This is a genomic window from Collinsella aerofaciens ATCC 25986 (genome assembly GCF_964239575.1).
Classification (GTDB): domain Bacteria; phylum Actinomycetota; class Coriobacteriia; order Coriobacteriales; family Coriobacteriaceae; genus Collinsella; species Collinsella aerofaciens_BQ.
Genome location: NZ_CAXSQQ010000014.1, coordinates 1 through 12848, shown reverse-complemented (window position 1 = coordinate 12848; position 12848 = coordinate 1). Strand labels below are relative to the sequence as shown.

Sequence of the window (12848 nt, the reverse complement as noted above, 5' to 3'; positions counted from 1 at the left end):
TTCGGTATGGATGAGGGTGATTGGTTAAACGTAGTAGATAGGCACATTTCGTGGCGAACGAATCAAGCTAAGGTGCAAAAAGTCCCCCGTCCCAGAAAAATCATTGGCAACGTAGCAAAATGCCCCGCGGGCAGGAGGCTGCTCGCGGGGCAAAGAAGAGGGGCTTATTTGTGGCGGACCGAGGGGCCCGGCATGGGGTTTCTGCCGCGGCCTGTCCTAAGGTGCTACAGCTCGACGAGCTGGCCGGTCTCGGCGGCCTCCTTGATGGCGTTAAGCAGCGTGAGCGTCTTAACGTTGTCGGCGGGGGTCACGACGGGCTCGACCTCGCGGCGGACAACCTTCACAAAGTGCTTGAGCTGCATCTTGTGCGGCAGTGCCGGGTCGACGGCCGGAATCTCCATCTGCAGCGGCTTGTGCCAGTTGGAGGCGCCGTCGTAAGAGAACTGGTGCAGGCGGGGCAGCGACAGGGCGCCCTTAGTGCCGCCGATAAAGTAGGCGTCGGCGTCGAAGGGGCGGTACTGCGGATCCTCGCGAGCGGTTGCCTCCCAGTTCCAGGGGCTGGCGGTGGCGTCGGAGATGGTCATGCTCGCAAGCGCGCCATCGGCAAAACGGACGTTGACCACGGCGGAGTCCTCGGTCTCAAAACCGCGGGCGGCGCTGGACTGCATGCCCTGGACGGCAACGGGCTCGCCCAGCAGGTAACGGAGCAGGTCGACGTCGTGCACTAGGTTGACCAGGATCGGGCCGGCACCCTTCTTGCGGCGCCACTCGACATCGAAATACTCGTCGTTCTTATAGATCATGTAGTGGAAGCTCGACACGGTGAGCTTGCCCAGTTCGCCGGACTCGATGATCTCCTTGGCCTTGTTGACGAAGGGGTTGTGGCGACGGTGCTGACCCACGAGCACGGGCACGCCGGCGGTCTCGGCCTCGGCGGCGAAGGCCTGAGCATCCTCAAGGTCGTTGGAGATCGGCTTTTCGACCAGCGGCACGATGTTGCGCTTTACAGCCTCGCGGGCAACGCCCAGGTGCAGGTCGTTGGGGGTGGCGATAATGACGGCCTCGGGCTTGACCTCGTCCATCATCTGAGCGGGATCGGTGTAAAACGGCACGCCGGCGGCCTCGGCCGTGGCGCGGGCGCCCTCAAAGGCGTCGGCGATGGCGACGAGCTCGGCCTCGGGCTCCTCGGTGACAAAGCGGATGTGGTTGCGGCCCATGGCGCCGGCGCCGATAACGGCAATGCGGACGGGGTTGAGCTCAGACATTTCGACTCCTTAATACTGGTGACCGGTGGAATGCGACAAAGGGGCTGTCCCTTTGTCGCATCGGTAAAACTAGGCGGACTTCTTCTTTCTGTCGGAGACCATCATGTAGACGGTGAGCACGACGGCGATGGCGGCGATCACAATGGCGCCGTAGAAGGACTGCTGGTAGGCGGCGCTGCCGGCCTCGGCGTGATACAGCACGGCGGTGATGGGCTGGCTGATCCAGGTGGAAGCGGCGTAGCCCAAAAACATGATGCCGTAGTTGACGCCGATGTTGCTGGTGCCAAAGGCGCCACCGGTGAGCGGCGGGTAGATGACGAGCAGAGCGCCAAAGCTAAAGCCGAGCAGGGCGAGCGCCACAAAGAACATGCTCTGCGTAAAGCTCATCGACATGATGACGAGTGCGACGATGGTGACGACAAGGCTGATGAGCAGCGACTTATAGGCACCGAGCTTGTCGATGATCTGACCAAAGGACAGACGGCCGACCAGGTTGGCGCAGGTGTTGACGGAGACGACCACACCGCCGAGGGCGACGGCAGCGGCGCTCGTGGGATCGGCGAAGAGCTGGACGGCGGCGATGGAAGCAACCTTGCCCACGAGCAGGGTGCCGGCGGTAGCGGCAAAGGCGAAGGTGACGATGAGGACCCAGAAGCGCGGGGTCTTGACCATCTCGCCCGGGGTGAGGTCGCCGAAGGTGCCGGCGTGCGCGCCGCCCTTGGGGGCCTCGAAGCCCTCGGGCAGCCAACCGGCCTCGGGGGCCTTCAGGAACAGGGCGGAGGCGGCGATCATCACAAAGAAGATGACGCCGAGTGCCTTAAGGGCGCCAAAGATGCCCAGGCTCGGGATGAGCAGCGAGGCGAGCACCGGGGACAGCACGGCGGGACCGGCGGTCGAAGCGGCCAGGGTGATGCCGGAGGCGAGACCCTTCTTGTCGATGAACCACTTTTGGCCGGTGGTGAGTGCGGGGTTGTAGCCCAGGCCGTTGCCGATGGCGGCGACGAGCGAGAACCACAGGTAGAACTGCCACGGCTCGGTGACGGTGCCGGACATAAACCAGCCCAGGCCGTAGCACACAGCGGCGGCGATCACGACGTTGCGCGGGCCGATCTTATCGGAGATGCGGCCGGCGAAGATGCCCGTCACGGCCATGATGGTCTGAAAGACCGGGAACGCCCAGGTAAGGGCGCTGGACCACTCGGGGTAGACGGCGAGCAGGTTCTTGCTTACGACGGAATACAGCGCGATGGAGCTGATGAAGAACATGGTGACGCACGCGGCGGAAAGCACGACAGCGCGACCCTTGCTGGAGTTGGTGGAAGCCATTGGACTCTTTCTAATCGATACGGGGGAGGAGCGGGCGTGTCCGCGGGGCCTCCCTGTCAGGTTGGTTACTGGTCAGTTGGCTTGGCGACGCCGGACTCATCGGACCAGAGCTCGACACCCTTGTTCTTAAGGTAGTTGTCGGCATAGGCGCGACGGCCGCCGGGCTTGGCGGTGAGGTCGCCCATCATGTTGGAGAAGCCGCCATCGACCTTGATGGCGTCGCCGGTGGTGAAGTCCGAGCGCGTGGACGCCAGGAACATGACGGCGTTGGCGATATCGCTCACCTCGCCGATGCGACGCGTGGCGATCAGACGGCTGCGGCTCTTCTCGACCTCGGGGTCGGCGTAAAAGCTTGCCGACATGGGGGTCTTGACGAAGCAGGGCTCGACGCAGTTGGAGCGCACGCCGTAGGGGCCCCACTCGGCAGCCAGCATCTTGGACATCATGTTGACGCCCGCCTTGGTGGAGCTGTACACGCCCGAGAACGTCTCGGGGGAGTGACTGGCGACGGTCGAGATGTGCACCAAGCGGCCCTGGCCGGCCTTGATCATCTCGCGACCAAAGCGCTGCGAGGTGATGAAGTAGCCGGTGAGATTGACGTTGAGCACCTGCTCCCAGTCGCTCAGCGGCAGGTCTTCCATGGCGGCGAAGCGCAGGATGCCGGCGGTGTTGACGAGAACGTCGACGCGGCCGAAGTCGGCGATGGTGGCATCGACGGCGGCCTGAACCTCGGCCTCGTCGGTGGCGTTCATCTTGTAACCCTCGGCGTGGATGCCAAACTCGGCGGCGAGGTCGGCGGCTGCGGCCTTGACCTTCTCCTCGTCCAGGTCGAGCAGGACGACATTGGCGCCGTTGCGGGCGAACTCGCGGCAGATCTCGACGCCCATACCGCCGAGTGCGCCGGTCACGGCGCAGACATCGCCCTCGAGCTTAAGCCAATTGCTCATAGGAACTTCCCTTCTTGTGCCTCCCGGTGGGTCGCTCCCATTAACCGACCCACGTGGTTTTCGCTGGTTATCGTATGCTTTGCATTTGCGCAGGTGAATTGCATATTTGTTAGAATGGCGTTAACCATAGGTTTACACTGTGCGATGCAGTTTTTTCTCAATTGAGCGCGTGACCTGCCAAAACGACCCCCTTCGGCAGTTCATTGCCATGCGTCTGGAAACGGGAGATTGACGTGTACGATCGACGACTCGAGGCCATATCGGCCGCCGCGGAGCTGGGAAGCTTCTCGCGTGCGGCGGCAAAATTGCGCGTGTCGACCCCGGCGCTCGTCAAGCAGGTGTCGGGCTTCGAGGCCGAGTTTGGCATCACGTTGTTCGAGCGCTCGCATTCGGGTGTTAAGGTGACGCCGGCGGGCGCTCTGCTGGTGGACGACGCGCGCTCGATCATGCGGCAGTCCGAGGATGCGCTGCGTCGCGCCCGACGCGCGGCGGGCGATGGCGGTGCCGTGCGTCTGGGCGTGTCGATGATGTGCCCGGGGCGCCAAACGCTGTCGATGTGGACGGACGTACACGAGCTGGAGCCATCGTTGCGCTTCGAGATCGTGCCGGTGAGCGACCTCTACGACGAACGCGAATCCGTCATGCGCAGCCTTGGTCGCGAGGTGGATGTAGTGCAGTCGAGTTTTTCGACCCCGCGCTGGGGCGACGCCTGCCAAAAGCTTCGCATCGTTAACGTACCGTTTTATATCGACGTGCCGCGCACGAGCCCGCTGGCGCGCAAGAATCGCATTACGGTTGCCGACCTGGAGGGCATGCGTCTGCGCGTACTCCGCCACGGCAACGACGCTATGGACAGCCTGCGTATCGATCTTTTGGCAGACGGCGGCGTGGACGTGATCGATGTGGACAGCTTCGACTTTGCGCTCTTTAACGAGGCGGAGGAAAAGGGCGACGCGGTGCTCACCTGCGGGGCGTGGTCGGGGGTGCACCCGGCCTTTGTGGGCGTGCCGTTCCTATGCGGTCGCGAGGTGCCAGTCTTTCTGCACTACCCGCTCGAGCCCACCCTCCAAGTACAAAAATTCGTCAACGCCATGGCACAACTTCTCAAATAGCCAAAAGAGTCCCGTCCCAAATTAGCTACCCTTTGCTACGGGTTTAGCGGTCCTCGCGTTGCGGCCCGGCTGCCTCGGCTGTCTTTACGCGGTTCTTGTCGATGTACATGTTTTTGTCGGCCTGGGAAAAGAGCTCGCGCATCGTAGGCGGTTCATCAAAATCACTGGAAAGCGCATAGCCCACCGCATAGCTGATAGGCATGTCGGGATGAGTCTCGGAATACTCGTTCACGTTCGCGCGAACCCGAGCGAGACAGGACTCCACGGCAGCTCGATCGGTATCTCGCAGCACCGCGATAAACTCATCGCCACCGTCGCGGCCCACAAAGCAGGTCTCGGACGCCACGCACCCCAGCTGCTGGGCAAAAGAACGGATGTATTCGTCGCCCTTCTCGTGGCCGAAGTTGTTATTGACCGTATGCAGATTGTTAAGGTCGAAGACGCACACCGCAACGGGCGCCTCTGCGGAGACAGGCTGCTCCTGCCCCAAGACCTCCTCGCACTTGTTCTTGTTGGGCAGTCCTGTGGCTTCGTCGAGATAGACTTTGTTGTGCAGTTCGCGATTGAGCGCGGCAGTTCGCACCGCGCGAACAAGTTCGACCGCAAAGGTCGCCACCAAGCCCACGATGTCGATGATCACCAAGCCCTCGAGATAGTTGAGCGCCGACGCCTTCTCCTGAGAGTAGTCCTCTGCGAGTCGCGTAGCATCGTCGCAAATGCCAAAGAACTCCTCGCTCATGGAGATGATGTCGGTGTTCTCATAGCCGACTTCGCGCACGCGGATGATCTCGGTGCAAAGCTCATCAAAATAATTTGCAAGCTCGGTCATCTTTGCCTGATACTCATCGTCGTCGAGACGGACGAGATTGAGGTCGTCGCTTCCGTAGCGCAAGCCGTTAATGTATGAATCCACGGCCTTGAGCAGGTCGTCTTGTGACTGGCCTGCGTCCTCGAGCTTCACGATGCGCTGCGTGGTGCCGCGTACCAGGCCGGCGTAGTTGACCACACGCGCCGTGCCCTGGATATCGGAGACGAGCAGCATAACATTGATGAAGAAGAAGATGAGAACTGCCGTGAGCACCATCATGAGCAGGCGCACCGCCTGGCCGGCCTTCTTGGCGACAGAAGTATTCACAAGTTCACTCCCCTAAATGACAAAAGAACAGGTAGCACGCAGTGTGCTGAAATTCATGGGTGGTTAACTCTACCATATGGGCCAGCAGCCTCAAACTGCAGCAGACGCTCGTCCAAATTGGCGTGACGCTTGCCTTGTTGTTCTTGACCTGGCCGCGCTATCGGACATGCTTCTGGTCTTGGATCACCATGGGAAAGCTCATCCCGTTTTGTGCGTCTAGAGTGGGATGCGGCTTCCCAAAGGTGCCGTTAGGGGAAACCACATCCCGGTTTATGCCCTTGAAATGGGATGCCGTTTCCCGGAGGGGGCCCAGCGGGAAACGGCATCCCATTTTGGGCCCGAAAAGTGGGATACGGTTTCCGGCCGGCATGAATAAAGCCTCCGCAGCTCGTGTGGCTGCGGAGGCTTTATTCGTTGCGGCGCATTGTGTTTGGGTCGTTGAGATGAGTCGATTTGCCCCGAAAGAGGAGGGCATTGACCTTAGGGTCATGCCCGACGAATGAGCGGTAAATCGGCCATCTCGGCGAGCCGAACTACTCCAGCTCAAACGCTCCGGTATAGAGCTGGTAGTAATACCCACGCTTGGCGATCAGCTCGTCGTGGTTACCGCGCTCGATAATGCGGCCGTGGTCCAGGCAGATGATCGCGTCGGAGTTGCGCACGGTGGACAGACGGTGCGCGATGACAAACGTCGTGCGGCCCTCCATGAGCTTGTCCATGCCCGCTTGCACGATAGCCTCGGTGCGGGTGTCAATGCTCGACGTGGCCTCGTCCAGAATCATTGCCGGCGGATCGGCGACGGCGGCGCGTGCGATCGAAATCAGCTGACGCTGGCCCTGCGACAGCTGCGCGCCGTTGCCGGTGAGCATGGTATCGTAGCCGTCGGGCAGGCGGGTGATAAAGTCATCCGCGCCCGCGAGCTTGGCCGCTGCGATGCACTCCTCGTCGGTGGCGTCCAGGTTGCCGTAGCGGATGTTATCCATCACAGTGCCGGTGAACAGGTTCACGTCCTGTAGCACGACGCCCAGCGAGCGGCGCAGGTCGGCCTTGCGGATCTTGTTGACGTTGATGCCGTCGTAACGGATCTTGCCGTCGGCGATGTCGTAGAAGCGGTTGATGAGGTTGGTGATGGTCGTCTTGCCGGCACCGGTGGCGCCGACAAACGCGACCTTCTGGCCCGGCTTGGCAAACACGGACACGCCGTGCAGCACCTCATGGTCGGGTGTGTAGCCAAAGTCCACGTTGTCCATGACCAGGTCGCCGCGCAGCGGTACGTACTCGATCTCGCCGGTTGCGCGGTGCGGATGTTTCCACGCCCACATGCCGGTGTGGTGGTCGGCCTCCTCGAGCTGCCAGGTGTCGGGGTTCACCTGCGCGTTGACGAGCGTCACGTAGCCTTCGTCGGCCTCGGGCTCCTCGTCGATGAGCTCAAAGATGCGGTCGGCGCCGGCGAGGCCCATGACCACGGCGTTGATCTGCTGTGAGATCTGACCGATCTGTCCGCAGAACTGCTTGGTCATGTTGAGGAACGGCACTACGACGGCGATGGACAGCGTCATGCCCGAGATGCTCAGGTTGGGCACGCCCAGCGCCAGGAAAATGCCGCCTGCCAGTGCGACCAGCACGTAGAGCAGGTTGCCCAGGTTCATAAGGATAGGCATGAGGATGTTGGCGTACATGTTGGCCTTTTGCGAGACCTCGAAGAGCTTTTCGTTGCGCTCGTCAAAATCGGCCTCGGCGGCAGACTCGTGGCAGAATGCCTTGACGACCTTCTGGCCGTTCATGACTTCCTCGATATGGCCCTCGACCACGCCGAGCTCAGTCTGCTGCGCAATAAAGAAGCGCGCGGAGTTGGAGCCGAGCAGCTTGGTCATAAAGGTCATAAAGGCGACGCCTGCCACAATGACCAGGCACATCCAAACGCTGTAGTACAGCATGATAAAGAACACCGTGACGATGACGATGGTCGTCATGAGCAGGTTGGGCAGCGACTGGCTGATCATCTGGCGCAGCGTGTCGATGTCGTTGGTGTAGTGGCTCATGATGTCGCCGCGCTGGTGCGTGTCGAAGTAGCGAATCGGCAGGTCCTGCATGCGGTTGAACATCTTCTCGCGCAGCTTCTCGAGCGAGCCCTGCGTGACGATGGCCATGGCGCGGTTCCAGAAGAGCGAAGACAGGATGCCGACGCCGTAGATGCAGGCGAGGGTAGTCACGAGCTGTGCGATCTTGGGCTGTGCGGCTTCCCAATCGCCCGACTGCCACGATTCGCTAATAATCTGCAGGGCGCTCTGAAGGAAGGTCGCGCCGATGGAGTTGATGATGGCGCAGAGCACCACGCCGACGACGACGAGGGGCAAAAGCACGGGGTAGAAGCCAAAGAGCGTCTTGATGAGGCGCGACATGGTGCCGCCCTTGCGGTTGAGCGCGCGCTCGGCGGTCGTTGCCTTACTCATGTGCCTCGCCTCCTTCCTGGGTCTGAGCCTGCGTTGCGGATGCCTCGGTGTCGGCCTCGACGGCCCCTTCGCCCTCGGCAGACATCTTGTTTTGCGAGGTAAAGGTCTCGCGGTAGATCTCGCTTGTCTTAAGCAGCTCGTCATGGTTGCCGATTTGCGCGATGCGGCCACCTTCCATGACGATGATGCGGTCTGCGTCCTGCACGGAGCTAATGCGCTGGGCGATGATGAGCTTGGTCGTGTTAGGCAGATAGCTTGCCAGCCCTGCGCGAATCTTGGCGTCGGTCTTGGTGTCGACGGCGCTGGTGGAGTCGTCCAGGATCAAGATCTTGGGGCGACGCAGCAGAGCGCGCGCAATGCACAGGCGCTGCTTCTGACCGCCGGAAACATTGGAGCCGCCCTGTTCGATCCAGGTGTCATAGCCCTTGGGGAAGCCATCGACAAACTCATCGGCGCAGGCCAGATGTGCCGCCTCGCGGACTTCCTCGTCGGTGGCGTTCGGGTCGCCCCAGCGCAGGTTCTCGGCAATGGTGCCGCTAAACAGCACGTTTTTCTGTAGCACCATGGCCACTTGGTGGCGCAACGCGTCCAAGTCGTAGTCGCGTACATCCACGCCGCCCACGCGCACGGTACCCTCGGTGGCGTCGTACAGGCGGGCGATGAGGTTTACGAGCGTGGACTTGGCCGAGCCGGTGCCGCCGATGATGCCGATGGTCTCGCCGCTCTTAATGTGCAGGTCGATATCGTCGAGCGCCTGGCGCTTCGCATGCGCGGAATACTTAAAGCTCACGTGGTCAAAGTCGATGGAGCCATCGGCGACCTCGAGCACGGGCTCGGCGGGATCGGCGATCGTGGGTTCGGCGGCCAGCACCTCGGTGATGCGGTGCGCCGATTCGTCGGCCATGGTCACCATGACAAAGATCATCGATAGCTGCATCAGGCTCATGAGGATTTGGAAGCCATAGGTAAAGATCGAGGAGAGCTGGCCCACGTCGAACAGCGTGCCCTGGCTCGTGATGATGAGCTTGGAGCCCAGGTAGATGATGACGACAAACGCGCCGTTGACGCAGATGTTCATCATGGGGTTGTTGAAGGCGAGCAGCTTCTCGGCGCGGGTGAAGTCCATCTGGACGTCGCGCGCGGCGGTGGCGAACTTCTTCTTCTCGTAGTCCTGGCGCACGTAGCTCTTGACCACGCGCATGCCGGTGACGTTTTCCTCGACCGACTCGTTGAGCGCGTCGTACTTGCGGAACACGCGGGCAAAGATCGGGCGCACCTTATAGATGATAAAGAACAGGCCAAAGCCCAGCAGCGGAATGATGACCAGGTAGACCATGGCGACGCTGCCGCCCATGGCGTATGCCATGGTAAAGGCAAAGACCAGCACCAGCGGCGAGCGCACGGCGATGCGGATGAGCATCATAAAGGCCTGCTGCACGTTGTTGATGTCGGTGGTGAGGCGCGTGACGAGCGAGGAGCTCGAGAACTCGTCGATGTTGGCGAAGCTGAACGTCTGGATCTTGTAGAACAGGTCGCGACGCAGGTTCTTGGCAAAGCCGCAGCTGGCATGGCTGCAGGTGATGCCCGCGGCGGCGCCAAAGGCGAGTGACGTCAGCGCGATGAGTACGAGAAGGCCGGCGGTGGGCAGCATCTGGGCGACGGTGGCGCCGTCTTTGATGGCGTCAATCATGTCGGCGGTGATAAACGGGATCATCATTTCGCAGATTACCTCGCCAAGCACCAGTAGCGGTGTGGCGATCGTAACCTTCATGTAATCGCGGATGCTGCCCATAAGGGTTTTAATCATCCAGTTCCTCCCAGGTTACGCGGATTTTCTCGAGCATCTCGGCAAGCTGTTCGCGCTCGTCGTGGGTGAGCGCGCTAAAGGCCTGTTCCCTAAAGCGGATGCGCGAGGCTTGGTCGATGCGGGCCTTCTCCCAGCCGATCTCGGTTAGGCGAATGGTGAGCTGCCGGCGATCTTTTGGATTGCGGCTGCGCTCGATGATGCCGGCGCACTCGAGCTTGGACAAAATTTCGGAAAGCGACCCCGGCTTGAGGTCGAAGTGCATGCCGAGTTCCTGCTGCGACATCTCGCCGTTTTCCTGCTTGGCGAGCAGGCAGACGATGGGCGCCTTGCCGGACACGCCACCGCCGTGAAAGTGCATGTAGTGGCCGCAAAAGCCTAGGCCGCTCAGGATGCGCTTGGCGAGTTTGTCTTCGGCGCTGACCGCTTCGGGTATGTCTACCGGTTGCGACGGGTCACCGCCGGGCTCGTGCGAACAAAGGTTAAGAGGTTCATCGCACATGAATTAGTGTTGCTCCTTTCTTTAGTTAGGTAGTGGAATTGTTTTGTGCCTAACCAATCTAGGAGCATGAGAAATGAATGTCAAGGTACCAAACTAGTGGTTACGCGGTTTTACCAAACCGCGTAACGGCTCGACGCTGCAAACCCGCCAGAGCGGCAATCTGACGTTCAATCGTCGGTCGCGTACCCAAAGTACGCTTCCCTCCTCTTTCACGTCACCTTGCTCGCTTAGGGGCGTTTTCGCTCATATGACCCAATCCGCTGTCAAGAGCCACAATGGCCCCGCCGACCGCCTGCAATCGGTCGGCGGGGCCTGCCGTTGAACCCGTCCCGGTCCGCCCCCGGCATGTCGTCGACGCCTTCGGCTCAGTCTCATATCCGCGGATACCGCTCCGGCGGCCCGCAATCCTCTCCTTCGGCGGGGCTCCCCAAGTCTGACTACGCGCATGCGGCCGCTGCCGCGCGCCCAGCGAAAGCGGGGGTATCCCCGAAGGCTGCCCGGCTCGCCGGGACGGGGGCTATGTCTATTCGGCTGCCTCCCGGCACATCGCGCCGAGGGCCCACAGCCACCTCACGAGCTCGGCGGCGGTGGCGGCGTTCGCCTTCGCCTGGGGCATGCCCCTGGCGAGCATCTCCTCGCGGCGCCGGAGCAGGCGCTCGGAACCCTTCCTCCCGTGCATCCTCACCTCGAGCGGGACGCCGCTGCCCTTGGGCATCAGCTTCGGTTGGTGGCTCGCCTGGACGTAGCTCCAGGACCCCTCGACGGCCAGCCTCCTCACGAGCGCGTCGCCGGCCCCGCTGATCCCGCCGAGGCGCACGGAGTCCGCGCTCGACCTCTGCTTCGGGGCGAGGCCGAAGTAGGACGTCACCTGCCTGCCGGAGCGGAACCTCGAGAAGTCGCCGACCTCGGACGCGAAGGCGGCGGCGAGCGCGAACCCGCACCCCTTGATCGACTGGAGCGCCTCGACCTCCGCCGAGAGGGGGCCCGCCGCGACGGCGGCCCTGTACTCGGCGAGGAGGTCGTCGCGCGTCTCGGCGGCCGCCTCGACCTCGTTCCTCAGCGCCGCAAGCGCCCGGATGCCGCCGTCGTCGGCGGGCCGGACCTTGTCGAGCCGCCTGAGGAAGTCGTACGTCCAGTACCTCCGGGGGTTTCCGGCCGGCGTCGTGCCGCCGTAGGCGTAGCCCCGGCGGGCCAGGAACGCCAGGAGCCGCTGCTTCTGTTGATGTTCACTAAGAAGTGGTCCGAGTGATCACTGGGAAATAAGCACCGTGAGCACGAAAAATTGAGCAGTTTAAGCAAGAGGGCCGCGCCCCGGGGACCGGGGGCGCGGCCCTCGCCGTATGGTTTCCCCGGGCGGTTACTTTGGCGAGCCCGCCCGGGAAGGATGGAGGAGATGACCGTGCCCCTGGACACAGTGAATGATATACGGTCGATGGATGCCGCCGGGCGCTCGAGGTCCGAGATCGCCCGAATGCTCCACGTGAGCCGGAACACCGTGGCGAAGTACGCCGACATGGAGGACATGTCGCCCGCCGCGCCGATGCCCCGGAGGAGGGGCAGGCCCGCGCTCGAGGGCAACGAGGAATGGGTCGCGGGCGTTCTCGAGGCCGACCTCGGGGCCCCGAGGAAGCAGCGCCACACCGCCAGGCGGATCTACGACAGGCTCGTCGCCGAGCGCGGCTACGGCGGCTCTTACTCCACCGTGCAGAGGTTCGTCCGCGAGCTCAGGCTCGCCCGGGCGGCGGCGGGCGGAGAGGGGTACCTCGAGCTCGAGTGGGCGCCCGGCACCTGCCAGGTCGATTTCGGGAACTTCCGCGCCGCGGTCGGCGGGAGGACCCTCGACCTCAAGCTGCTGGTCGCGACGCTTCCGCACTCGAACGACCGGCAGTGCGTCGCCCTCATGTCGCAGAGGTCGGAGTGCCTGTGCTCCGGGCTGCTCGAGATCTTCCGCCGCTGGGGCCGCGCCCCGGCGGCGATGGTGCTCGACAACGCCACCGAGGCGGGCAGGATGGTACGCGGCGAGGTCACGGAATCGAGGCTGTTCTCGCAGTTCAGAGCCCACTACCGCTTCGAGAGCCGGTACTGCAACCCCTATTCGGGAAACGAGAAGGGCTCCGTCGAGAACGCCGTGGGGTTCCTCCGGCGCAACCTCCTCGTCCCCGTGCCGGCGTTCGGCGCGCTCCCCGAGCTCAACGCGTTCCTCGCCGAGGGGTGCGCGAGGGTCAACGTGGATTGGCAACACCTATTTGGACGATTCCGGGAGGGACAGCCCCGCCTCCCTGAACTCGACCGGAGACATGTAGC

At 62.5% G+C, this 12848-nt stretch carries 10 protein-coding genes; 2 read left to right on the top strand and 8 right to left on the bottom strand.

Going from position 1 to position 12848, the window contains the following annotated elements:
• Window positions 1-224: 224 nt before the first annotated feature.
• From ACESUZ_RS07140 to ACESUZ_RS07130, 3 genes are all read right to left on the bottom strand, one after another.
• On the bottom strand, window positions 225-1265 hold the full coding sequence (locus tag ACESUZ_RS07140; protein WP_006235665.1) for a Gfo/Idh/MocA family protein: 1041 nt from the start codon (window positions 1263-1265) through the stop codon (window positions 225-227).
• A 69-nt stretch (window positions 1266-1334) separates the two neighbouring features.
• Window positions 1335-2591, bottom strand: coding sequence for an MFS transporter (locus ACESUZ_RS07135; RefSeq protein ID WP_373199269.1), 1257 nt, complete (start codon window positions 2589-2591; stop codon window positions 1335-1337).
• A gap of 65 nt (window positions 2592-2656) precedes the next feature.
• Window positions 2657-3538 carry an SDR family NAD(P)-dependent oxidoreductase gene (locus ACESUZ_RS07130; RefSeq protein ID WP_195444817.1) on the bottom strand — a complete coding sequence of 294 codons (882 nt, stop codon included), beginning with the start codon at window positions 3536-3538 and terminating at the stop codon, window positions 2657-2659.
• Window positions 3539-3771: 233 nt separating this feature from the next.
• On the opposite strand from ACESUZ_RS07130, the gene ACESUZ_RS07125 reads away from it, so the two are divergent.
• The gene (locus ACESUZ_RS07125) at window positions 3772-4650 is read left to right on the top strand and encodes a LysR family transcriptional regulator (protein ID WP_373199267.1); all 879 of its coding nucleotides are present in this window, start codon (window positions 3772-3774) and stop codon (window positions 4648-4650) included.
• 43 nt (window positions 4651-4693) lie between these two features.
• On the opposite strand, the gene ACESUZ_RS07120 is transcribed toward ACESUZ_RS07125, so the two are convergent.
• From ACESUZ_RS07120 to ACESUZ_RS07100, 5 genes are all read right to left on the bottom strand, one after another.
• Window positions 4694-5785 (bottom strand): GGDEF domain-containing protein, encoded by a 1092-nt coding sequence (locus tag ACESUZ_RS07120; RefSeq protein ID WP_373199265.1) that lies wholly within the window; start codon window positions 5783-5785, stop codon window positions 4694-4696.
• A gap of 533 nt (window positions 5786-6318) precedes the next feature.
• Window positions 6319-8238 carry an ABC transporter ATP-binding protein gene (locus ACESUZ_RS07115; RefSeq protein WP_118256281.1) on the bottom strand — a complete coding sequence of 640 codons (1920 nt, stop codon included), beginning with the start codon at window positions 8236-8238 and terminating at the stop codon, window positions 6319-6321.
• Window positions 8231-10045 (bottom strand): ABC transporter ATP-binding protein, encoded by a 1815-nt coding sequence (locus ACESUZ_RS07110; RefSeq protein ID WP_373199263.1) that lies wholly within the window; start codon window positions 10043-10045, stop codon window positions 8231-8233. Before ACESUZ_RS07110 ends, ACESUZ_RS07115 begins: the two co-directional genes overlap by 8 nt.
• Window positions 10038-10544, bottom strand: coding sequence for a MarR family winged helix-turn-helix transcriptional regulator (locus ACESUZ_RS07105; RefSeq protein ID WP_373199262.1), 507 nt, complete (start codon window positions 10542-10544; stop codon window positions 10038-10040). Before ACESUZ_RS07105 ends, ACESUZ_RS07110 begins: the two co-directional genes overlap by 8 nt.
• Before the next feature lie 523 nt (window positions 10545-11067).
• Window positions 11068-11604, bottom strand: a complete 537-nt coding sequence (locus ACESUZ_RS07100) for a transposase (protein WP_373199292.1) — start codon at window positions 11602-11604, stop codon at window positions 11068-11070.
• A gap of 324 nt (window positions 11605-11928) precedes the next feature.
• Here ACESUZ_RS07100 and istA point away from each other — a divergent pair.
• Window positions 11929-12848 (top strand): IS21 family transposase (gene istA / locus ACESUZ_RS07095; RefSeq protein ID WP_373199260.1); only part of this gene is annotated, 920 nt, incomplete at its 3' end.